The organism is Streptomyces himastatinicus ATCC 53653 (genome assembly GCF_000158915.1).
In the GTDB taxonomy this organism is placed as follows: Bacteria; Actinomycetota; Actinomycetes; order Streptomycetales; family Streptomycetaceae; genus Streptomyces; species Streptomyces himastatinicus.
In genome coordinates this window covers 8,870,696-8,894,123 of record NZ_GG657754.1, presented here as the reverse complement: position 1 = coordinate 8,894,123, position 23,428 = coordinate 8,870,696, and the positions used below count along the sequence as shown (strand labels likewise).

Sequence of the window (23,428 nt, the reverse complement as noted above, 5' to 3'; positions counted from 1 at the left end):
CTGGTAGCCGAAGAGGCCGTGCTGTGCGTCGAAGGCCAGGTAGTCGTAGCCGACGCGGGCGAGGCGCTCGGCGGCGATCGGCGAGTCGAGCAGCGACCAGTAGCCGATGAGTTCCTCGCGGTTGCGCAGGGCGGCGATGAACTGGGCGGAAGTGCGGCCGGTGGCCATGAGTGTGTCTCTCCCTTGCGAGGTGGGCGGCGGGGTCAGCTGGGTCAGCGGTTGTAGGCGGGCATCGGGCCGCGCAGCCGGGCGCCGACCTCGTCGCAGGCGGCCAGGACGTCCGCGGGCAGCGGGCCCGCGGACGCGGCGGCGATGTTGGCCTTCAGGTGCTCGGTCTTGGAGCCGCCGAGGAGCAGCGCGTCGGTGGAGGGCCGGGTCAGCAGCCAGCGCAGGGCCAGGTCGGTCAGCGGCAGGCCCGCGTCGGAGGCGATGCGGGTGAGGTCGGTGACGGCGCGGAACAAGTCCTCGTTCCAGTACCGCGCGCGGTACTTCGCGGCCAGCTCGGAGTCACCGAAGCGCCCGCCCGCCGGGGCCTGCTCGAAACTGTGGCGGCCGGTGAGCAGGCCGCCGCCGAGCGGGTTGTAGACCATCGTGCGCAGCCCGGTGGCCGAGGCGTACTCGGCGTATTCCACGTATTCCTCTTCCATACGGCGCGCGAGGAGGTTGTGGAGCTGCTGGGCGAGGACGGGGCGGGGAGCGCCGACCTCGTCGGCCACGCGGTTCAGCTCAGCGATCTGCCAGGCGGCGTAGTTGGAGACGCCGAGGGCGAGGACCTTGCCCGCCCGCACGAACTCGGCGATGGTCGCCAGGGTCTCGGTGAGCGGCGTCCCGCGGTCCGGCTGGTGCAGGTAGAAGACGTCGACGTGGTCGGTGCCCAGGCGCCCCAGGCTCCCGTCGAGCGCGGCGCGCAGACCCTCGGGGGACAGCGGCGCGTGCGTGCCCTGGTCGGGGTGCGGGATACCGGCCTTGGTGGCGAGGACCACCCGGTCGCGGCGGCCGGGCAGCAGCTCGGCGAGAATACGCTCGCTCTCGCCGCCCGCGTAGCCGTTGGCGGTGTCCACGCCGGTGATACCCGCGTCGAGCGCGGCGTCCAGCATCGCGGCGGCCGTCGCACGGTCGGCGGTGTCACCGAAGGTCATCGTGCCGAGCACGAGACGGGACAACGGGACGGGCACGTGCGGGAGTTCGAGGCCGACGGTCACAACGGGTCCTTCCGAGGCGGGCGGTGCGGGTGGTGCGGTTCTTGCTCGTGCGCGATCTCATGCGTGATGTGCGCATATGGAGGTGTCGTGCGGCTACGCGGCCTCGACCGGTCGCTGCGGTGGTTCCCGGCGATGTACTGAGCTGCGGACAGGCGCGGCGTAACGTGCTGTGTGAGCCCGTACGCAACGCGTCCGCACCGGCGCCGCGGTCCGCGGGTGACGGCCGTCGGCGCCACCGGAACGCTCGCACGGTTGCGTAAATCACGCAAGAGTTCTCGCGCACTTCACGCAACTTATGCCATGATCCTCACCGGGTCGCCCGCCACCGGGCACGCCCGAGGAGGTTCCGTTCCGTGGCTCCCCCGCCCCCACCCCCACGTCCATCCGTCTCGCCGCCCGTACCGCCGTATGCCGTCGCACTCGCGGACGACCTGTCCGGCGCGGCCGAGACCGCCTGCGCGCTCGGCGGCCCCGTCCGTCTGTCGCTCGACGCCGCCGATGTGACCGAGGTCACCGTCGCGTGCAACCTCGTCGTGGACCTGGACACCCGTCGTCTGCCACCCGCCGACGCGGCACGCGCCGTACGGACAGCGCTGCGCGCGGTGCGGGCAGGCTCGCCCCGCCTGCTGTACAAGAAGGTCGACTCACAGCTGCGCGGCCATCTCGCCGCGGAGGCCGCCGCCTACGCCGAGGGCGCCGAGGCCGTCGTCATCGCCCCCGCGCTGCCCGCGGCGCGGCGCACCGTGACCGGCGGCGTCGTGCACATGAACGGCGTTCCGCTGCACCGCACGGACGGCTGGCGCGCGGAACGCGCGTCCGCGCCCCGCTCGCTGCCCGAGGCGCTGTCCGGTCTGCCGGTCCGGACCGTCCCCCTCGACGTCGTACGGTCCGACCCCGCCGCGCTGGACGCGGAGCTACGGCGCATCGCCGCGTCCGGTGCCCACCCCGCTCCGGACGCCGAGACCGACGCCGACCTGGACGCGGTGGCCGCGGCCGCGCTGCGGCTCGGCCCCGGATTCCGGCTCCTGGGCAGCGGGGGTCTGGCGGCCGCGCTCGGGCGCGCGCTGCGTCCCACTGCGGCCCCTCCCCCGCCCGTACCCGCCCGGGACCGCGCCCCGTTGCTCGTCGTCGTGGGGACCGCGGAGCCCGGCGCGGTTGCGCAGATCGCGCATCTCACCGCGCTCGGCGCGCACCATGTGCCGCTGGATCCGGCCGACTTGGCGGCGGGCACGGTTCGCCTCCCGCATACCGCCGCCGCTCCCGCCCTGACCGTGCTGTCCATCGACGGTTCGGCAGGCCCCCGCCTCCACGCGGGGCGGACCCTCAGCACCGCTCTGGGTGCGCTCGCCGCCGCGTACCCGGGCCGCCCGGACCTCGTCCTGACCGGCGGCGAGACCGCCCGCACCACCCTGGACGCCCTGGGCACAAGGGAGTTGGAGCCGCTCGGCCAGATCCACCACGGCGCCGTCCACTCCCGCACGCCCGACGGCCGCCACGTCGTCACCCGCCCCGGCAGCTACGGCGCCGAGGACTCGCTGCTGCGCATCGCTGTCGCGCTACGGCCCCGACTGGCCGCCTCCACGACCGCCACCTGAATCCGCCACCGTCTCGCCTCCCGCCTTGGAGTTGTTCTCATGCGCACCCCCCTCCCCCTCATCGCCGTCACCATGGGCGACGGCGCCGGCATCGGCCCCGAGGTCATCGTCGCGGCGCTGCTCGACGAGGCCGTCCTGACCCGCTGCCGCCCCGTCGTCATCGGCGACGCGCAGCGGCTGCGCGAGGCCGCCGGAATCCTCGGCCTGGACTGCGAGATCGCCGCCGTCGACCACCCGCGCGACGCCGAGTTCACTCCCGGCCGCGTCAACGTGCTCGACCTCGCTCTGCTCCCCGCCGATCTGCCCTGGGGCACGCTGTCGCCGGTTGCGGGCGGCGCCGCGTACACGTACATCAAGCGTGCCGCCGAACTCGCCGTGGCCGGAGAGGTGCACGCCATCTGCACCGCACCGCTCAACAAGGAGGCCCTGCACGCCGCCGGCCACATCTACCCCGGCCACACCGAACTCCTCGCCCATCTGACCGGGACCCAGGAGGTCTCGATGATGCTCTCCACCGAGAAGGTGAAGGTCATCCACGTCACCACGCACATCGGCCTGATCGACGCCGTCAACCGGATCGAGCCGGGCCTCGTCGAGCGCACCGTGCGCCGCGGCCACGAGGCGATGGTCCGCGCGGGCACCCCGAACCCCGTCATCGGCGTCTGCGGCATCAACCCGCACGCGGGCGAGAACGGCCTGTTCGGCTACGGCGAGGAGGACGAGAAGATCGTCCCGGCCCTGGACATCCTGCGCGCCGAAGGCATCGACGCCCGGGGCCCGCTCCCCGCCGACACCGCCTTCTTCCTCGCATCACGCGGCGACTACGACCTGATCGTGGCGATGTACCACGACCAGGGCCACGGCCCGGTCAAGGTCCTGGGCATCGAGGCGGGCGTCAACCTCACCGTGGGCCTGCCCGTCATCCGCACCTCGGTCGACCACGGCACCGCGTTCGACATCGCCGGAACGGGCACGGCGGAGCCCGGCAGCATGGTCGAGGCGCTGCGCCAGGCGGCCGAGATGGCCACGGTGCCCGCCGCTCCGGTGGCCTGAGCCGCGGGCGCCGCGGTCATCCCCCGTGCCTCTCGATCAGTCGGCCGGCCCTCTGGGTGACGCTCCCGTCCTCGGCGATCCGTTCACCGCGCAGCCAGGTCCCGCGGACGACGCCGTGCAAGGTCTTGTCCGCGTAGGCGGTGATCTGGTTGCGGTGGTGGAGCCGTCCCGGGTCCACGGTGAAGGTCTGTTCGGGGGCGACGACCGCGAAGTCGGCGTCATGGCCGGGGGCGATGGCGCCCTTGTGGGACAGACCGGCCACCTGTGCGGGGCCGTGGGACATCCAGCGGGCGATGTCCTCGAGGCTGTGGCCCCGCTCGCGGGCGGCGGTCCAGATGACGGGGAGCCCGAGCTGGAGGGAGGAGATTCCGCCCCAGGCCGTGCCGAAGTCGGGGGTCTTGAGGTCGGTGGTGCAGGGCGAATGGTCGGAGACGACGCAGTCGAGACTGCCCTCGGCCAGGCCCTCCCAGAGGGCGTCCTGGTTCTCGCGCTCGCGGATGGGCGGACAGCACTTGAACTCGGTGGCGCCGTCCGGGACATCCTCGGCGGTGAGGGTGAGGAAGTGCGGGCAGGTCTCCGCGGTGACGCGGACGCCCTCGCGCCGCGCGTCGGCGATGAGCGGCAGGGCGTCGCTGGAGGACAGGTGCAGCACATGCACACGGGCCTCGTACTCACGGGCAAGTTTGATCAAGAGGGCGATGGCATCGTTCTCGGCCGCCCGGGGACGGGAAGCCAGGAAGTCGGCGTACGCGGCACCGCCCCTCTGCGGAGCGGCGGCCAGGTGGCCCGGGTCCTCCGCGTGCACGATCAGCAGCCCGTCGAAGGAGGCGATCTCGGCCATGGCGGCGGCCAGTCGGGCCGGGTCGAGCTCCGGGAACTCCTCGACGCCGGAGGGCGAGAGGAAGCACTTGAAGCCGAAGACGCCCGCCTCGTGCAGCTGCCGCAGGTCGCCCACGTTGCCGGGAATCGCACCGCCCCAGAAGCCGGTGTCGATGTGTGCCTTGGAGCGGGCCACCTCCTGCTTGACGCGCAGATTGTCGAGGGTGGTCGTGGGAGGCAGCGAGTTGAGCGGCATGTCGATGAGGGTGGTGATGCCGCCGGCGGCTGCCGCCCGGGTGGCGGTCCAGAAGCCCTCCCACTCGCTGCGCCCGGGGTCGTTCACATGGACGTGGGTGTCGACAAGGCCGGGCAGCACGGCGTCATCACCGACGTCTTCCAGCCGTGCCCCCGCCGGCACCTCGGCGTCGTGTGGCAGCACATCCACGATCCGGCCGTCGGCGACGGTCACGGACGCGGGGCGCGTGCCCGTGGGCGTGACAACGCGTGTCGAGCGGAGTACGAGCTGTATGTCGGGCAACGGACGCTCCTTCTTACGTGTTCTTCCTTACGGGTTCTTCCTCGATGCGCTGTCGCACCGTGTCATCACGCCCGTGGGGGCCAATTGACGATCTTCTTGGGCCGAGGTGGTGCGTAGGTACGCACCTTGGAGGTGGACAGGCCGAGCCGGACGAGGGATTCGGCGATCGTCACGGCCGCCGTCACCCCGTCGACGACGGGGACCCCGGTACGGTCGACGACGCGTTCGGTGAGGCCGGACATGCCGCCGCAGCCCAGGCAGATCACCTCCGCCCGGTCGTCCTCCACCGCACGGGCGGCCTGCTCGGCAATGGCGTCGACGGCGGCGGTCTCGTCCCGTTCCAGATCGAGTACGGCGAGTCCGCTGGCGCGTACGGAGGCGCACCGGGCGCTCAGACCGGCGGAGTGGAGGCGCTCCTCGATCAACGGGACCGTGCGGTCGAGGCTCGTGACGACGGAGTAGCAGCGGCCGAGGAACTGGGCGGTGCTCGCGGCCGCCTCGGTGATGTCGACCACCGGAACGTCGAGCAGTTCCTGTAGCCCTTCCCGGCCGTGTTCGCCGTATCCGGCCTGGATCACGGCGTCGAACGGCTCCGGATAGGCGCGGACGGTTTCCATCACGGCGATGGCGGCGAGGTAACTCTCGTAATTGCCCTCGACCGACTCCGCCCCGAAGGCGGGCGTCAGCGGAATGATCTCGGTACCGGGCGATGCCACACTGGCCGCCTGCTGGCCGATCGAGTCGGTGATGGACGGCGTGGTGTTGACGTTCACAACGAGGATGCGCATGGTTCGGCCTTCTGATGAGTGGTTCATTCGGCGGCGACGGCGAGGGCCTCACCGTCCACGTCCCGATGCTGCACCGTACGGTCCGCGATGACCGCGTACAGCGCCGCGGCGAGGACGGCTCCGATGAACCAGGAGAACCCGGCCACGGCGTGGAACACGGGTGCCAGGGCCATGGTGACGGCGATCGCGGCGCTGGGTGCGAAGGCCCAGACGGCCCGGGGGTTGTAGCCGCGGCGGTAGTGGTACTCGCCCTGGGCGTCGTCGGTGTAGAGGTCGGGCACGTTCACGCGGGACTTCCGCAGCAGCCAGTAGTCCGCCATGATCACGCCGAACAGCGGTCCGAGCAGGGCGCCGAGCCCGCCGAGGAAGTAGTTCACCACGACCGGGCTGTTGTAGAGGTTCCACGGCAGGATCACCAGACCGATGCCCGCGCTCACCAGGCCGGCGCGGCGGAAGTTCAGCCGACGGGGGAAGAGGTCGATCAGTGCGTAGATCGGTGCCACGAAGTTGGCCAGCAGGTTCACCGCGATCGTCAGGGTGATGAGCGCGAGTGAGGCCGCGGCCAGCAGGAACTCGTTCGGGATCGTCCGGACGATGTCCGTGGGACTGGTGATGACGTGCCCGTCGAGCTTGAACTGCGCCCCGCTGAGCACCACGACGATGACGGCGAAGAAGAGCATGTTCACCGGGATACCGATCACGTTTCCGCGGACGATGGAGCCGCGGCTCTTCGCGGACCGGGTGAAGTCGCAGAAGTTGAGCACGAACGTTCCGTAGATCACCACCCACAGCGCGGCGCCCTGAAGGATCTGCATCCACATCTCGGCGCCGATGAGCGGCTCGTCGACGGACAGCGAGATCGAACCGTCCGCGCGTACGAACATCCAGACCGCGAGGGCACACATGGTGATCAGGGTCGTGGGCGCAGCGAAGGCCATGTACCGCCGGATCATCTGCATCCCGTAGCTCACGATGAGCACCTGGAGGATCCACAGGGCCAGGAAGGTGATCCAGCCGAGCGTGGACTGGCCGAGCAGGGAGTTCGCGTCCATGGCGCGGAGTCCGGGAAACATCGAGACGAGAAGGGCGCTCAAGACCGAAGAGGCGAGGTAGGTCTGGATACCGAACCAGGCGATGGCCACGGCGCCCCGGACGACGGCCGGTATCTTCGCCCCCTTGATACCGAACGCCATACGGCCCATGACGGGAAAGGGGACGCCCGTCTTGTGCCCCATGAAGCCGGACAGCGTCAGCAGGAGAAAGAGCAGAACGGAGGCGAGCGCGAAGGCCGCCAGAATGCCCCATACGTTGAGCCCGAGCGCGAAGAGGCCGATGGCGAAGGCGTAATTTCCGAGACTGTGCACGTCGTTGGCCCAGAGCGTGAAAACGTTGTAGGCGCCCCAGCGGCGCCCTTCCTTCTTCGTCGGGGCGAGATCGTACGTGTACAGCCCGGAGCTGACACCGCCCTCGGTTTCCACGCGCGATCGGTCTTCTACAGCTGTCATACGGCGCTCCAGAGGGGAGTAGATGGCGCACGCCTGGAGGTTTCCAGTTTCCATAAAGCGGAAGTAGACTTCCGTGAAGCGAAACGTAGTTTTCACCCAACTGCGCCGTCAAGGGGTCGGCAGCAGCGGGTTCGCCCAAGGGGCCATGAGCACAGCTGTCCCGGGCCCGGCGAAGCCGTGCGTGGTCAGGCACGGTGGGTTCGCGGACCCGGGACAGCTCCTTCCGCCGGCTGTCAGCCCAGCGGCTCGATCCAGAGGTTCCTGAAGCGGACCTTGTTGCCGTGGTCCTGGAGCCGGATCGCGCCCGCCGCGGCCGCTTCGGCGTCGCCGCCGCCGGTCGGACCGTCCACCGCCACGTCGTCGTGGACCTTCCTGCCGTTCCACACCACGGTGATCCTGGCGTCATCGGTCTTCCGGCCCGCGGTGTCGAAACGGGCCGCACGGAAATCGATGTCGTACGTCTGCCAGGTTTCCGGTGGAGTGGCGGCGTTCAGGTCGGCGGCCCTTTTGTCATAGATGGACGCGGCCTCGTTCGGGGCGAGCTTCTCCACTCCGAAGGAGTCCAGGATCTGGATCTCGTACCGCTCCTGGAGGTAGATTCCGCTGTTCCCGCGGTCCTGCCCGGTGACGTCGTCCGGCAGCTTCGGCACCCGGAATTCGGCGTGCAGCCTGAAGTCGCCGAAGGCCTGTTTGGTGCGGATGTCGCCACAGCACACCTCGAGGGAATCCTCGGCGGTGTGCGGCCATTCGACGCTCCGGCCGTCCGGGTGCTGCCAGGCGGTGGAGACGCTGCCGCCGGAGAACAGGTCGATGCGGCCACCGGCTCTGCGCACCTCGATCATGTCGAGGTTGACGTGGCCGGTGTCCTCGGGCCGGTGGGTGTAGGTGATGGTGTTGCGGCCCTTGCGCAGGGTGAGCCGCTCGGTCTTGGTGGACCAGCGGTTCCAGGCGCCGGTGGAGGGGAGGCTGGTCTGCCGCTCCTGCCCGCCGCCCACGCTGACGCCGATCGTCTTGGTGCCGGTGAAGGGGTCGGGGCCGTTGCCGTAGCGCAGTGCCACGTCGTAGCTGCCCTTCGCGGGTGCGTCGACCTCGAAGGTGGCGGTGGCGCCGGGAGTTCCGAAGCCGTCGACGAAGCCACCGCCGGTGTAACCGGCATGCTCGGTGTCGATGTCCGCTCCCCCGGACAGGCGTGCCGACTCGGCGTCGTACGAGGTGACGGGCTGCTCGGGACCCGGGCGCGCGTTGAGCGTGTACCAGGCTTCGGTGGACCAGAGCTGCTCGCCCCCGGCCGAGGAGAACGGGCGCGGCGATCGGACGTGCACCACCCGGTCGGTCTTCAGGCCGGGGATGGTGAGGCGGACCTTGCGACGGTCGTCGGACAGCCGGGCGGCCGCGACGGGGAGGACCTCTTCGTCGATCTTGGGGCCCCCGTACGCCGGGGTGGGGACGTAGCGCCACTGCTCGACGGAGTAGGCGCCGCTCGTCAGCCTGGCGGCCGTCTCCTCCGACAGGGGTTTGGTGTAGGTGAGGTCGAAGCCGTCGCGGGTGGCGCGCATGGTCGTGATGTCGAAGGCGGTCGTGCCGTTCGGCGTGAGTTTCTGAAGGCCGAAGCGGAGTTTGCCTTCCTGGCCCCAGTTTCCGTCGGCGCCGAGGCCGCCCGCGTAGATCGCACCGTCCGGTCCGGTGCTGATCCGGCTGATACCGGCCTCCAGGCCCTGGGTGTGCCGGAACACCGCGCCCTGGTATTCGCCGTCCACCTTCTCCAGGTCGGCCCGCTGGATTCCGCCGTAGGTGACGTCGCCGAAGAGCATCTGTCCGGCGAAGGGCCCCTTCTTCAACAGCATCGGTGTGCTGGGCGAGTTGGCTATCTCGTTCTGCGGCAGCCAGAGCACCGGCTTGGTGACGGAGCGGCCGTCGAACGGACCGTCCGGGTTGGTGTAGTGGTTGAAGAACCGGTCCTTCTTGATGTGGAGCAGCTTGGAGGCGGGCAGCCAGCCGCCCTGGTTGTCGGTGACGAACAGCTCCCCCTTCGGACCCCGTCCGATGCCGTTCGGTGTGCGGAGGCCGCCGGCCAGGTAACTGACCTTGCCGGTCTTCCTGTTCACCTTGATGGTGGTGCCGCGGTTCGCGGCGGGCTGCGGATCGGTCGTCGCACCGCCCTGGTTGATGGCGACGGACAGATTCAGATAGAAGTTCCCGCGCTCGTAGAGCAGTCCGAAGGCGAACTCGTGGAAGTTCCCTCCGTACGGCCAGTCGGCGACCTTGCGGATCTCGCCCGCGGTGTTGTCGCCCTCGGTGTCGGACAGCTCGGTGAGCTGGTGCTTCTCCGAGACGTACAGCTTTCCGCCGACGTACGTGATCCCCATCGGCTCCTTCAGGCCGTCGGCGATCTTCTGGTACGTGACCTTCTCCGGGCCGGTGTCACCCGTGACGTGGTCGAGGATGTACACCTCCCCCTCCGACTTGGTGCTGCCGCCCCACGTCGTCACGGCGAGCCGGCCACCCGGTAACCAGTCCATCGCGGAGACCTGCGGCTCGAAGCCCTCGGGGCGCAGATCGGTCAGGGTGTAGCCGGGGTTGACCGAGGTCAGCGGGAGGCCGTCGCCGGGGGTGTCGTAACTGCCCTCGCACTCCTTGCGGCCCGGGGCGGTGACACGGACGACATCGGCGTCGGTACTGAGCACGGAGTTCGGGACGAGGGTGAAGCCGTCGGCGCCCGGCGGCTTCCACTGGAGGGTGACCTGCTGGTCGCCGCCGCGATCGAAGTGGTCGATCCGCAGGGCGTGGTAGCCGGGGGAAAGGGTGACCTCGCCGTCCTTCGGCTCGGCGCCGTGCAGTCCGTCGTGGTCGATGACCCTCCTCCCGTCGATGAGCAGACGGGAGCCGTCGTCGCTGATCAGGCGGAAGGTGTACGCACCGTCGGCGGGGACGTTGATGTTGCCGATGATCTGCGACACGAAGTTGTCGGTGAAACCGAAGCCCTCCGTGGAGGACCAGTCGACGGTGGGGATCAGCTTGTCGACGTTGGGGGTCTGGGCCGGCTTGAGGTCGCAGAGCTTGCTCAGCGGGGACTGGATGTCGAAGACGCGGAGGGTGACGCCGGGTTCCTGGGGAGGCGGGTCCGCTAATCGCTTCTCGTTCGCCCCGGCGGACGGTGTCGCGAGGCCGCCGGTGAGAAGGGCCGCGAGGAGCAGCCCGGTGATTCTTCGTGGCCCACGGCGATGGCTACGGGGGCTCGGGTACTTGCGTGGCGTCACTCTTCCTCCTGCTGGGCGCTGCGAGGCGGCGCGGCCCACGGCGGACCGCGGTCATGGAGTGGAGTTCGTCCACGTACGGGTGGTGCAGCGGCATTCCGCCGTGATGCACGCAGACGTCCGTACGAAAGCGACGCCCAGCGTACGAACGGCACCCTGAACCGTCCATACTTTGTCCTCGACGAGTCGAAAGTTCTCGTTCCTCAGCCGGCGGCCCTGACTGGCCTTACGGCAGCAGCACCAGCTTGCCGCGTACGTGCCCGGCCTCGCTCTCCGCGTGCGCCGCCGCCGCGTCCGCCAGCGGGAAGCTCCGCGCGACCGGCACCCGGAGCCCGCCCTCCGCCACCGGCCGGGCATACCCGGCGAGGGCGGAGGCATCGCGGTCGCCGCCGCGGGAGAAGGCGACGCCGTACTCGGCGGCGGTCGGGTCGGCGATGGTGACGATGCGGTCCGGCGTACCGCCGCGCAGCTCGATGGAGGCAGGCAGCGCGCCCTTGCCCGCCGCGTCGAAGACCGCGTCCACTCCCTTCGGGGCCACCGCGCGGACGCGGTCGGTGAGCCCGTCCCCGTACGCGACCGGGATGGCGCCGAGCGCGCGCAGATAGTCGTGGTTGCCCGGTGACGCGGTGCCGATGACGGTGACACCGCGCGCGACGGCCAGCTGGACGGCGGCCGAGCCGACCGCCCCGGCGGCGCCGTGCAGCAGCAGCGTCTCGCCGTTCTTGACGGCGAGCTGGTTCAGGACGCGGTCCGCCGTCTCACCGGCCACCGGGAGCGCGGCCGCCTCGTCCCAGCCCAGTTCCCCGGGCTTGCGGGCGACGACGGAGGCCAGGGCGTACGCGGCGTAGGCGCCGGTCTCCATGAAGCCGAACACCTCGTCGCCGGCCGCGAGCCCCGTGACGCCCTCCCCCACCTCGTCGACCACTCCGGACGCCTCGCTGCCGAGGATCGCGGGGAACTCGGTGGGGAACACCTCCCGCATCGCGCCGCCCCGGATCTTGTGGTCGAGCGGGTTCACGCCGGCTGCCCTGACCCGCAGCCGCACCTGCCCCGGGCCCGCATGGGGTTCGTCGGCCGTCGTGAGCCGCAGCACCTCGGGCCCGCCGTACTCCTCGAAGACGATCGCTTCCATCCGTCCCACCTTCTCGTCTCGGACTCGTCTCGGAAATGTCGCCTCCTTCCAGCGTCGGCCATGGGGCGCACCGCGGCAGAAGGAGCCCCGCAGGCCGCGCCGTATGGCCTTGCCCGCGGCATTGCGTTGAGGCAGGCTCGGGCCTGTCCGGCCTTCGCCCCAAGCGGGCGGCCACGCGGCGCTGATGCCATCGGCGTACTGCCCGACTATGCCGCCTTCGGTATCGCCGCCGCTCGCCTCGTTCGCCGCGCTGCTCACGGGCACCCCTGGGGCTGGCGGACCCCTTCCTCATCGCCCTCCCCATGGGCCTCATCGGCGTCTATATCCGCAGGCGGGTCGGTGAGACAAGGAGGCTGCGCGACGAATGGGCCGGGGATCTAAGCTCGGAAGGGAAACCCGGCGTACACAGAGGGCCGTTGCCTTATGCCACTCTCCGACTACCGGACCGCGCTGGTGACCGGCGCGTCCGCGGGCATCGGCGCCGCCGTCGCCGAGCGCCTGGCGCAGCAGGGCCTCACGGTCCACGCGCTGGCCCGGGACGCCGAGCGGCTGGCGGACCTCGCACGGCGTACGGGCTGTGTGCCGCACGCCGTGGACGTCGCCGACACCGAGGCCCTCACCGACGCCGTGTCCGGGTTCAAGATCGACATTCTGGTCAACAATGCCGGGGTCGGCCACGCCGGCACCATCCTCGCCGCGGACGAGTCCGCCGTCGACGAGCTGCTCGCCGTCAATCTGCGGGCCGTGCTCCACCTCGTACGGCTGCTCGTGCCCGGCATGGTCGAGCGCGACCTGGGCCATGTCGTCAACATCGGCTCGATCGCCGGGGTGTACAACTTCCCCGGCAACACCGTCTACCACGCCACCAAGGCCGCCGTGCACACCCTCTCCCGCCAGCTCCGGATCGACGCCCGCGGCCGCCGGGTCCGGGTCACCGAGATCTGCCCCGGCCGGGTGGAGACCGAGATCTTCGGCCGGCTGCTGGGCGACCGGGAGGGCGCTCGGCGCATCTACTACGACGGCTACGAGACGCTGCGTCCCGCGGACATCGCCGACGCCATCGAGTACGCCATCGGCGCGCCGCGCCACGTCAACATCGGGCACATCGAGATCTTGCCGACGTTCCAAGTGCCCGGGGGCCTCAGCTTCGAACGGCGCCTGGACGGCTGAGGCCGCGCGGGCGGTCGATCAGGCGGCCGTTCGGTCGGCAGGTCGGTCGGCAGGTCGGTCGGCCGGGAGGGCCTGCTCCGCCCAGATGATCTTGCCGGTGGGCGTCTGCCGGGTGCCCCAGCGGCGGCTGAGCTGGGCGACGAGCAGCAGCCCCCGCCCGCCCTCGTCGAACACCCGGGCCCGGCGCATGTGCGGGGCGGTGGTACTGGTGTCGGAGACCTCGCAGATGAGGGTGCGATCGCGGATCAGCCGCAGCTGGACGGGGCCCTGGCCGTGCAGGATGGCGTTGGTGAACAGCTCGCTGACGACCAGCTCCGTCGTGAACGTGAGCTCGGCGAGCCCCCAGGCCGCCAGCTGAGCGGTCGCCCGCTCGCGGACCTCGGAGACCAGGGCGGGCTCCGCCGGCAGCTCCCAGGTGACGACCTGATCGGCGTCCAGGGCGCGGGCCCGGGCGACGAGCAGGGCGACATCGTCGGCCGGATGGCCGGAGAGCAGGGTCCCCAGCACGGTGTCGCAGGTGGCTTCCAGCGACGGGGACGGTTCGCTGAGGACCTCGCGCAGCCCGTCCATGCCCGCGCCGATGTCGTGGTCGCCGGATTCGACCAGACCGTCGGTGTAGAGGACGAGCAGGGCGCCCTCGGGTATCCCGACCTCGGCGGACTCGAAGGGCAGGTCCCCCAGGCCCAGTGGCGGCCCCGCGGGCACATCGCAGAATTCCACCGTGCCGTCGGGGCCGACGAGAACGGGCGGGGGGTGGCCGGCTCGGGCCGCGCAGCACAGCCGGGAGACCGGGTCGTAGACCGCGTACAGGCAGCTGGCGCCGATCACATCGTGGTCGCCCGACTCGGTGTCCTCGGAGGCGAGGCGCGCCACCACATCGTCGAGGTGGGTGAGCAGCTCGTCCGGGGGGAGGTCGATGTCCGCGAGGGTACGGACGGCGATGCGCAGCCGTCCCATGGTGGCGGACGCGTGGATGCCGTGGCCGACGACATCGCCCACCACCAGCGCGACCCGGGCGCCGGAGAGCGGGATGACGTCGAACCAGTCACCGCCCACCCCGTAGTCGGCGTCGGCGGGCAGATAGCGGGTGGCGAACTCGACGGCCGACTGCGCGGGCAGACCCTGCGGGAGCAGGCTGCGCTGGAGGGCGACGGCGGTGCCGCGCTCCCGTGTGAAGCGGCGGGCGTTGTCGATGCAGACGGCCGCCCTTGCCGCCAGCTGCTCGGCGAGGATCAGGTCGTCCTCGGTGAAGGTGTCCGGGTGGAGACGGCGGGAGAAGAGGGCAGCGCCGAGGGTGTTCCCGCGGGCGACCAGAGGTGCCGCCACGAGGGACTGCACCCCGAAGTCGATGCGCTTGGCGTTCCGCTTGGGGTCCCGGTCCATCCACCGGAAGTAGTCGGTGTCCCAGGGCCCGGTCAGCACCGCCCGGCCGGTGGCCAGGCAGCGGGCGGGGGGCGAGAATTCCGGATAGGTGTCCGTCTCGCCGATGTCCACGGCGGCCTCGGGCGCGTCCTTCGCGTGGGCCGACTCGTGCGCCACGCGGCGCAGCCGGACATCCCCGGAGACCGGACCGGGGGTCGGCTCGTCGCCGCGCAGCACGGAGTCCAGCAGGTCGACGCTGATGAAGTCGGCGAAGCGCGGCAGCGGCATGCTCGCCAGCTCCTGGGCGGTGCGGGTGACGTCCAGGGTGGTGCCGATCTGGATGCTGGCCTCGTTCAGCAGGGCGAGACGCTCGCGCGTCCGGTACAGCTCGCTGATCTCGAGCCCGGCGGCGGCGACCGCGCACACCCGGCCGGTCTCGTCCATGAGCGGCGAGAGGGAAACGGCCCACGCCTGGTCCCGGCTCTCGCCCGCCGCGCGGGTGAAGGTCTGGGCGTGCTCCGCCTCCCCCGTACGTATCGCCTTCCGCATGGACGCCTCGACCTGCTCGTCCGCGGGATTCCCGGTCAGGAAGCCGGACCGCTGCCCGCGCATCGCGTCCTCCGAGAGGCCGACGACCTGGCACATCCGCGCGTTGGCGCGCAGCAACCGCAGTTCCGTGTCGTGGATCGCCATCGGCCAGGCGCCTTGGGTGAACGAGCGCTCCGTCACCGAGCCGCCCCGGTGCGCGCCCTCCGGTGCCGCCATGGCCGCCAGCAGCCACCGGGCGCTGCCGTCACCGTCCCGCAGCGGGCAGACGAGCAGCTCGACCTCGAACGGTCCGCCGTCCCGGTGCCGCGCCGTCACCCTGCCGCTCCACGGCTCCAGACCCGCCAGCGACCGCCGGGCGGCGCCCGGCAGTGAGCCCTGACCGTCCCAGAGCAGCTCCACGGCCGCCCGCCCCATCACGTCGGCGGGCGCATAGCCCAGCAGCCACTCGGCGCCCGCGCTCCACCGCGTGACGACTCCCCCCGCGTCGAGAACCCCCGTCGCCCACCGCGCGGTGCGAAGCTCCCCCTCCGGCGCCCCATGGGACCTCGCGTCCCGAGTGTCATCCATCGTGATCCGTCCCGTACGTGGCGATCAGCCGAATGGGCCGTTCCACGTGGTTTCCACCCAGAGTACATCTGCGCCTATATAGGGGATTTTCGCCCACGCAGGCGGCCGCACACCGCCACTCACCGCGAACCCCGATGCCTTCGGGAGGACGATCACGGCGGCGATGCGCGAACCACACCCTTCGCCCTTTTTGCGCGCAAGTGCGCCATCTGGAAGCATTGGTGGCAGAGAGCCTGTACGGAAAACGGCAGGCGGCGCATCGCGTGTCCGCATGGCAGCGCCGACGCCTCATCCGACACCGTCCGCCTGTCCCCACACGAACCGTGTCTCGGACACACCGCCACAATCAGCAGGCCAGGAGGCGGATCATGGCCACGGCGGAACTCACTTCGGAACAGAAGTCGGACTATCTGGCGCAGCTGACGATGGCCGCGGCACGTTACACCAGCCGAACCGCGCAGCGTGAGAGAAACCAAGCCGTTCTCCAGACGCAGGGGGTGCTGTACGCCGACGCTCCCGAGCGGGTCGAGAAGCGGCTGGCGCGTCTCGGTGCCGACTGGGCCATGGCGCGGGCGATCGAGCACACGCCGACGGAACCCGCCAGCAGCGGCGGAAGCACCCTTCAACTGCCTCCGGAGTCCTTCACCGGAGACGCGCTGGGGCTGGAGCGCCTCATCGGGCGCAACAACCTCACCCCGGTCGCGTTCCTGGAGGAAGGCGTTCAGGTCTCCCGCTCGGTCGGCCGGATCACCATCAGCGGACCGGGTGGCGGACACGGCACGGGCTTCATGGTGTCCCCCTCCCTGCTGCTCACCAACAACCACGTGCTGCGCTCCGCCGAGGAGGCGGGCCGCAGCAAGGTCGCGTTCGCGTTCCAGGACGGCGTCGAAGGGGGCCCGCTCACACCGGCGGTCTTCGCACTGGAGCCGCACCGCCTCTTCGTCACCGACCGGGCGCTGGACTACAGCCTCGTCGCGGTGGCCCCGCAGGGCACGCAGGGCGAGGCGCTGTCGTCGTTCGGCTGGCTGATGCTCACGGAGACGCAGGGGAAGGTCGTCATCGGGGAGTTCGTCAACATCATCCAGCACCCCAGGGGCGAGCCCAAGCAGATCGCGCTGCGCGACAACCAGCTCGTCGACATACTGGAACGGTTCCTGCACTACGACTCCGACACCCGTGAGGGCTCGTCAGGCTCTCCGGTCTTCAACGACCAGTGGGAGGTCGTCGCACTGCACCACTCGGCCGTCCCGAAGACCGACGCCGAGGGCCGGCCGCTGAGCGTCGACGGCACCGTGTGGCGGCCTGAGATGGGCGAGCAGCAACTGGCGTGGCGGGCCAATGAGGGGGTGAGGATCAGCCGGGTGCTGCGCGCCCTGCACGAGGCGACCCTGACCGGTGCGGCGGCCCAGCTGCGGGACGAGATGTTCACCGCCGGGCTCGCCCCCTCCCCCGTCGAAAGCGCTCCGCCGACTCCCTCGTCGAACGGGAAGTCCGCCCTGTCCGCGACCAATGGGGCACAGGCCCAGGCCCAGGCGCACCTGGCCGATGGTGCCGCGCAGCTCGTCCTCCCGCTGCGGATCACCGTCGGTTTCGACACACCGTCGTCCCCGCAGGCCACCCCGCTCGCCCCGCTGCCCGCGCTCGAACCGGCACCGAAGGCCGTGTCGCAGCCGCCGCCCCCGGCCGGGCGGACGGACGTCGTGTCGGCGGTCGAGCAGGACGTCGACGCGGCCCTGATCAACCACCGGCTTGCGCAAGAACGCTCCTACTACGACCGGACCGCCGACATCGCCGCGCGCGAGGCGTACTACGCGAACGTCCGCACCGGCGACGGTGACACGCTGCGCCGCGCGCTCACCGCGCTGCTGGAGGAGACCCACACACCGCAGCCCAGGTACAAGCCGATGCGGCTGGTCTACCCCTGGGTGGACCTTCACAAGGACGGTCGGCTGTACGGCATTTACTCTGCCAAGGGCTTCTCCGTCGAGGAGCTGGTACGGGCCGACGCCACCGTGGCCGAGGCGCGGCTGGCCCGCGTGGAGGAACTGCTGCTGCAAGAGAGCACGGCGGGTCCGGCCGAGTTCGAGGCGGAGTTCGACGCGCTGGAGGCGTCGATGCCGTTCAACTGCGAGCACGTGGTGCCGCAGTCGTGGTTCGGCAAACGGGAGCCGATGCGGGGAGACCTGCACCATCTGTTCGCGTGCGAGGCCGGCTGCAACAGTTTCCGCGGCAACTTCCCGTACTTCGACTTCCCCGACTTCGACGAAGCGCTCCGGGACGCCTGTGGGATGCGCGAGAGCGTGGGGTTCGAGCCGGCGGAGGGCAAGGGTGCGGTGGCCCGTGCCACCCTGTACTTCCTGCTCCGCTATCCGGGACAGGTCGGCGACGTGGCACGCGAGTTCCCCGAGGAGCGGCTGCCCGTCCTGCTGGCATGGCACGAGAACCAGGCGGTCACCGAGTACGAACTGCACCGCAACGCCGCCATCGCGGAGATCCAGGGCAACCGGAATCCGCTGATAGACCATCCCGAGTGGGCCCGCGAGATCGACTTCTCCGGCGTCTGGCCGTGAGGAACTCCCCCATGGCCGAGAAGCTGCCGATCGTCTACGTCCGGGGCTTCGCCGGCGACACCGCCGGCATCGACAGGGTGGTGACGGACCCCTTCTACGGGTTCAACGAGGGCTCCACCCACATCCGTATCGGCCCGGACGACGAGCCGTGCTTCTACCAGTTCGAGAGCCCGCTGCTGCGCCTGCACCTGGACGAGGGTTACCAGATCCTCGTCGACGGCGGCCAGGAACTCTACTTGGCCTCCCACGACACGATCCCGCCGGACACCATCTGGGTTCACCGCTTCTACGACGCATCGGCCACCACCTGGGGAACCAAACCCAGGGAGTTCCGGCTGGAGACCGCCGCACAGGACCTGATGAGGCTGATCGGGACGATCAGGGAGAAGTCCGGGGCGCCGCGTGTCCATCTGGTCGCCCACAGCATGGGCGGCCTGGTGTGCCGCTGCCTCATCCAGAAGATCCTCCCGGACCTCGGACGTGATCCGGCCGACTGGGTGGGCAAGCTCTTCACCTATGGCACCCCGCACGGCGGCATCACCTTCGACGCCGGTTTCGGCGTGCTGGAGCGGCTGCGTGATCTGACCGGCATCAACGGCGCCGACATCTTCGGCCCGGAGCGGATGTATGCGTACCTGACGCCGAGCGCACTGCTCGACCCGGACGGCCCGCCGGACGACTGGGACCCCCGGGCCATGGCGCCGGACCAGCCGTTCGCCTTCCCCCGCGAGCGGGTGTTCTGCCTGGTCGGGACCGATCCGGCCGACTACGACGTGGCCCACGGGCTGTCGGCGGCGGCGGTCGGTCCCCGCAGCGACGGCCTGGTGCAGATCGACAACGCCTACGTCCCCGGCGCGCATGTGACGTATGTGCACCGCAGTCACAGTGGGCGCTACGGGCTGGTCAACTCCGAGGAGGGCTACCAGAACCTGCGGCGTTTCCTGTTCGGCGACCGCAGGGTGGAGGCCGCGCTGGTCGGTCACCGGCTGTCGCGGCCGTCCGACACAGCCTGGCAAGCGGAGGTCCGGCTGTCGGTGCGCGGCCTGCAAATCGTCACCCACGAGCGGATGAGCGCCCAGTGGTGCTCGATCCAGTTGCCCGCCGGGGCGGCGGACGGGGCCGGGCCGGTGCCGTTGGCCAGCACGTTCCTGTGCTCCGTACTGCGGCCCGGCGAGTCCGCCACCCTGCGGTACGCCCTGCATCTGCGGATCCTGTCGCTGCGTCGGCGCGACGGCCTGCTGAGCTTCCGTGATCACCTGGAGCAGACGGCCGACTTCGACGACATCCTCGTCGTGGACGTGGACGCCGACACCACGGCGGCCGTACCCGCGCTCTCGGCCACCTGGAACTCCGACATCGCCGGACCGATCAGGGACTACCGGCCCTCCGGTGCCCCTGGCCTCAGCGACGAGGACCCCGCCGACGGCGTCTGGGTACACCACATCGAGCTGCCCGCGACCACCGTCCCGATCCTCGGGGACGGCGCGCGCATCCGGCTCACCGTGACCCCCTGGGAGTGAGAGGTGGCGGCTGTCTACCTGGGAGGGTCGTCATCGATCTGCTCGATCAGATGCGCGAGGAAGGCCCGCACCGCCGCGGGCAGCGCGCGCCGCGCCATCGACTGTATCTGCATGCTCCGCCGGCTCAGTTCCGGGTTGCGGATGGGAACGATCGCCAGGCGGTCGGCGCCGAGCCGCCGCCGCACCGTCAGCGGACCGACCAGGGTGACCCCGCCGCGTAGCTGCGTGAAGCTCTGGAGCGCGCCCGAGTAGTTGCTGACGAGCGCGGGCTCGAAGTTCAGCCCCTCCAGCGCGACGCAGACGTCGAAGAGCTGCCGGATCGTGGTCCCCTCGTCCATCAGCGCGAGCGGGTACTCCAGCAGGTCCGCGAGCTCGACGTACTCCCGGTACGCCAGAGGGTGATCGTCGGGCATCAGCGCGTAGATCTGCTGCTGCTGCGAATACTCGACCTTGATTCCCCCTTCCGGCCCGAGGCTATAGGTGACGGCCAGGTCCACCGTGCCGTCCACCACCTGCCGCGTCGCCGCCGCCGGGCCGGTGACATTCAGCCGGAACCGCGCCCCCGGATACTTCTCCCGAAATGCCGTGATAGCCGCCGGCAGAAAATCGCGCGCGAAACCCTCGGAGCTCGCGAGTTTGACGGTACTGCGGTGCAGGGCCTCGACGCCGTGCACGTCGGCGAGCACCTGCTCGGCCTCGAGCGCGCTGCGCCGGGCGTACGCGGTGAGAATCTCGCCCGCCTCCGACAGCACCATCCCCCGCGGCTGGCGCTCGAACAGCGGCGCCCCGACGTCCTGCTCCAGCTTCGCGATCTGCCGACTGATCGCCGACGTGGCCACGTGCAGGCGCTCCGAGGCCTCGCTGATCGAACCGGTACGCGCGACCTCGAGGAAGTAGCGCAGCGACGTGGGCAGGAGATGCATTCCGAGAATGTACTCCAGCGCGAAGCACGTCCGCTGAGGACGGTGATGGGGAAGCGACCGACCGTGGCCGTTGCCGCCAGGGCAATACACCTTTCGAAAACGCGCAATTGCCTCCTCTGTCGCCGCCCTATCCCGCTCCGTAAACTCGGCGCACCGGCCGGACGCATTGTAAATCGCACGTTTCCCATGTTAAGGGTAATGATGACCCGTGCTGCCGTGATCGATAACGCCACCGAATACTACGATTCCGGGGAATTCCTCGCCGACCTCGGCCGCCGGGTCGCGTTCGCTACCGAAAGCCAGGACGAGGCGCGGGCGCGGGACTTGCGTTCCTACCTCACCGACGAGCTGGCCCCGGCGCTCACCGACCGACTGGGCTGCGAGGCGCGCGTCGTCGACAACCCCGCCGGCGACTACCCGCTGCTCGTGGCGGCCCGGCACGAGGACGATGCGCTGCCCACGGTGCTGGTCTACGGCCACGGCGACGTCGTCCTCGGCGAACCGGAGCGATGGCGGCCCGGCCTCGATCCGTGGCAGGTCGTGGTCGAGGGCGACCGCTGGTACGGCCGCGGCACCGCCGACAACAAGGGCCAGCACACCATCAACTTCGCGGCACTCGAGCATGTGCTCCGCGTGCGCGGCCGGCTCGGCTTCAACCTCAAGGTGCTGGTCGAGACCGGGGAGGAGTCCGGCTCGCCGGGCCTGCGCACGGTCTGCGCCCAGTTGCGGGACGAGCTCGCCGCCGACGTGCTGATCGCGTCCGACGGGCCGCGCGTGGCCGCGGAGCGGCCGACGCTGTTCCTCGGTTCACGCGGCTCCACCCCGTTCACGCTGCGGGCCGATCTGCGCGAGGGCTCGTACCACTCCGGCAACTGGGGCGGTCTGCTGCGCAACCCGGCGACCGTACTCGCGGGCGCGCTCGCCACCATCGTCGACGCGCGGGGCCGCATCCTCGTCCCCGGTCTGCGGCCCCGGGAGATCCCCGAGAACGTCCGGGAAGCCCTGCGCGACATCGCGGTCGGCGGCGGACCGGACGATCCGGCCGTCGACGACGGCTGGGGCGAACCCGGTCTCACCCCGGCCGAGCGCCTCGTCGGCTGGAACAGCGTCGAGGTCCTCTCGCTCGCCGCCGGCAACCCGGACCACCCGGTCAACGCCATTCCCGGCAGCGCCCACGCGCACTGCCAGCTCCGTTCCGTGGTCGGCACCGACGTCGACAAGCTCGGCGTCATCCTCCGCAAGCACCTGGACGAGCACGGATTTCCCATGGTCGACGTCGAGGTCGGCCCGACCATGCCACCGACCCGGACGGATCCGGACGACCCCTGGGTGCGCTGGGCGCTCGGCTCGATCAGCCGCACCACCGGCACGGCACCCGCGCTGCTGCCGAACCTCGGCGGCAGCCTTCCCAACGACGCCTTCGCAGGCGAGCTCGGGTTGTGCACGCTCTGGGTCCCGCACTCCTATCCCGCCTGCGCCCAGCACGCCCCGGACGAGCATCTGCTGGCCCCCGTGGCGCGGGAGGGTCTGCGCATCATGGCCGGCCTGTTCTGGGACCTCGGCGAGGACTCTCCCGTGAGGAGCCACCCATGACCGCACCCACGCAGACAGCCGCCCCCGAAGCACCGGTGAAGGTGCGCCGCGTCATCGTCGCCGCGTCCATCGGGAACGCACTGGAATGGTTCGACATCCTCGTCTACGGCTTCTTCGCCGCGACGATCTCGAACCAGTTCTTCCCCACCGCCGACGAGACCGTATCGCTGCTGCTGACGCTCGGCACGTTCGCCGTGGCCTATGTGGTCCGTCCATTGGGGGCACTCGTACTCGGCGCGTATGCCGACCGTGCCGGGCGCAAGCGTGCGCTCATGGTGTCGATCCGGCTCATGATGGTCGCGACGCTGCTCATCGCGGTCATGCCGCCGTACGCGAAGATCGGGCTCGTCGCGCCGATCGCGATCCTGATCGCCCGGCTCATCCAGGGCTTCTCCGCGGGCGGGGAGTTCGGCAGCGCCACCGCTTTCCTCGTCGAGCACATGCCCGAGAAGCGCGGCTTCATGGCCAGCTGGCAGTTCGCGAGCCAGGGGCTCGCGACCCTGCTCGCGTCGGCCTTCGGCACGGTGCTCACGGCCACGCTGTCCGACGCGCAGCTGGAGTCGTGGGGTTGGCGCATCCCGTTCTTCTTCGGTCTGCTGATCGGCCCGGTCGGCTACTACATCCGGCGTTACGTCGGCGAGGCCGGTGAATTCGTCAAGACCGCGGACCAGGAACGCGCGCCGGTGAAGGAGACGTTCCGCACCCAGAAGGACCGCATGCTCGTGGCCATGGGCGCGCTCGCCGTGTCCACCGCGATCAGCTACTTCATCACCTACATGCCCACGTTCGCGGTGAAGGAGCTGGACCTGCCGGCGTCGACCGGATTCGCGTCCACCTTGGTCACCGGGATCGTGCTGACCGGCCTGACTCCCGTGGTGGGCCACCTGTCCGACCGGTTCGGCCGCACCCGGATCATGCTGATCTTCGCGACGCTGATCCTCGCGCTGGTGTACCCGAGCCTCGCGTTCCTGGTCGCCGCACCGGGCTTCGGGGTGATCCTCGGCGTGATGTTCCTGGTCGGCGTGTTGAAGGCCGGCTACTTCGCGCCACTGCCCGCGATGATGGCGGAGCTGTTCCCCGTCACCAACCGGGCCACCGGCCTGGCGGTGAGCTACAACATCGCCGTGATGCTGTTCGGCGGCACGACGCCGCTGATCATCGTCTGGCTCGTCGACGTGACCGGCAACAAGCTCGCGCCGACCTTCTACCTGATGTTCCTGGCCGTGCTCAGCCTGTCCTGCGTGGCGTTCGCGCGGCGCAGGCTCGACATTCACTGATCGGAGAAATC

At 70.4% G+C, this 23,428-nt stretch carries 15 protein-coding genes; 7 read left to right on the top strand and 8 right to left on the bottom strand.

The window, feature by feature from the left end:
- Window positions 1-212: 212 nt before the first annotated feature.
- Entirely contained in the window at window positions 213-1,202 is a 990-nt protein-coding gene (locus tag SSOG_RS37970) for an aldo/keto reductase (protein WP_009719613.1), read from the bottom strand.
- A gap of 353 nt (window positions 1,203-1,555) precedes the next feature.
- Here SSOG_RS37970 and SSOG_RS55115 point away from each other — a divergent pair, with 353 nt between their 5' ends.
- Together SSOG_RS55115 and pdxA are read left to right on the top strand one after the other, a co-directional pair.
- Complete coding sequence (locus SSOG_RS55115) at window positions 1,556-2,797, top strand: four-carbon acid sugar kinase family protein (protein ID WP_009719612.1); 1,242 nt, start codon at window positions 1,556-1,558, stop codon at window positions 2,795-2,797.
- 39 nt (window positions 2,798-2,836) lie between these two features.
- Window positions 2,837-3,850, top strand: a complete 1,014-nt coding sequence (pdxA, locus tag SSOG_RS55110; RefSeq protein ID WP_039939663.1) for a 4-hydroxythreonine-4-phosphate dehydrogenase PdxA — start codon at window positions 2,837-2,839, stop codon at window positions 3,848-3,850.
- A 16-nt stretch (window positions 3,851-3,866) separates the two neighbouring features.
- Here pdxA and allB read toward each other — a convergent pair whose 3' ends face one another.
- From allB to SSOG_RS37935, 5 genes are all read right to left on the bottom strand, one after another.
- Window positions 3,867-5,207 (bottom strand): allantoinase AllB, encoded by a 1,341-nt coding sequence (gene allB / locus SSOG_RS37955; protein ID WP_009719611.1) that lies wholly within the window; start codon window positions 5,205-5,207, stop codon window positions 3,867-3,869.
- A 65-nt stretch (window positions 5,208-5,272) separates the two neighbouring features.
- Entirely contained in the window at window positions 5,273-5,995 is a 723-nt protein-coding gene (locus SSOG_RS37950) for an aspartate/glutamate racemase family protein (RefSeq protein WP_009719610.1), read from the bottom strand.
- A gap of 23 nt (window positions 5,996-6,018) precedes the next feature.
- Window positions 6,019-7,500: an NCS1 family nucleobase:cation symporter-1 gene (locus tag SSOG_RS37945; RefSeq protein ID WP_009719609.1), complete on the bottom strand. Its 1,482-nt coding sequence runs from the start codon at window positions 7,498-7,500 to the stop codon at window positions 6,019-6,021.
- A 233-nt stretch (window positions 7,501-7,733) separates the two neighbouring features.
- Window positions 7,734-10,757: a 3-keto-alpha-glucoside-1,2-lyase-like domain-containing protein gene (locus tag SSOG_RS37940; protein WP_009719608.1), complete on the bottom strand. Its 3,024-nt coding sequence runs from the start codon at window positions 10,755-10,757 to the stop codon at window positions 7,734-7,736.
- Between the two features lie 223 nt (window positions 10,758-10,980).
- The gene (locus SSOG_RS37935) at window positions 10,981-11,886 is read right to left on the bottom strand and encodes an NADP-dependent oxidoreductase (protein ID WP_039939662.1); all 906 of its coding nucleotides are present in this window, start codon (window positions 11,884-11,886) and stop codon (window positions 10,981-10,983) included.
- A 423-nt stretch (window positions 11,887-12,309) separates the two neighbouring features.
- Here SSOG_RS37935 and SSOG_RS37930 point away from each other — a divergent pair, with 423 nt between their 5' ends.
- Window positions 12,310-13,056, top strand: a complete 747-nt coding sequence (locus tag SSOG_RS37930; RefSeq protein WP_009719606.1) for an SDR family oxidoreductase — start codon at window positions 12,310-12,312, stop codon at window positions 13,054-13,056.
- Window positions 13,057-13,074: 18 nt separating this feature from the next.
- Here the strand turns inward: SSOG_RS37930 and SSOG_RS37925 are convergent, their stop codons facing one another.
- Window positions 13,075-15,534 carry a SpoIIE family protein phosphatase gene (locus SSOG_RS37925; RefSeq protein ID WP_009719605.1) on the bottom strand — a complete coding sequence of 820 codons (2,460 nt, stop codon included), beginning with the start codon at window positions 15,532-15,534 and terminating at the stop codon, window positions 13,075-13,077.
- Window positions 15,535-15,902: 368 nt separating this feature from the next.
- Here SSOG_RS37925 and SSOG_RS37920 point away from each other — a divergent pair, with 368 nt between their 5' ends.
- The gene (locus tag SSOG_RS37920) at window positions 15,903-18,104 is read left to right on the top strand and encodes an endonuclease (protein WP_039939661.1); all 2,202 of its coding nucleotides are present in this window, start codon (window positions 15,903-15,905) and stop codon (window positions 18,102-18,104) included.
- An 11-nt stretch (window positions 18,105-18,115) separates the two neighbouring features.
- Window positions 18,116-19,624 (top strand): esterase/lipase family protein, encoded by a 1,509-nt coding sequence (locus SSOG_RS37915; RefSeq protein WP_009719602.1) that lies wholly within the window; start codon window positions 18,116-18,118, stop codon window positions 19,622-19,624.
- A 14-nt stretch (window positions 19,625-19,638) separates the two neighbouring features.
- Here the strand turns inward: SSOG_RS37915 and SSOG_RS37910 are convergent, their stop codons facing one another.
- On the bottom strand, window positions 19,639-20,547 hold the full coding sequence (locus SSOG_RS37910; RefSeq protein ID WP_009719601.1) for a LysR family transcriptional regulator: 909 nt from the start codon (window positions 20,545-20,547) through the stop codon (window positions 19,639-19,641).
- A 186-nt stretch (window positions 20,548-20,733) separates the two neighbouring features.
- On the opposite strand from SSOG_RS37910, the gene SSOG_RS37905 reads away from it, so the two are divergent.
- Entirely contained in the window at window positions 20,734-22,140 is a 1,407-nt protein-coding gene (locus SSOG_RS37905; protein ID WP_425385443.1) for a M20 family metallopeptidase, read from the top strand.
- On the top strand, window positions 22,137-23,417 hold the full coding sequence (locus SSOG_RS37900) for an MFS transporter (RefSeq protein ID WP_009719599.1): 1,281 nt from the start codon (window positions 22,137-22,139) through the stop codon (window positions 23,415-23,417). The genes SSOG_RS37905 and SSOG_RS37900 overlap by 4 nt, the downstream gene beginning before the upstream one ends.
- Window positions 23,418-23,428: the final 11 nt, after the last annotated feature.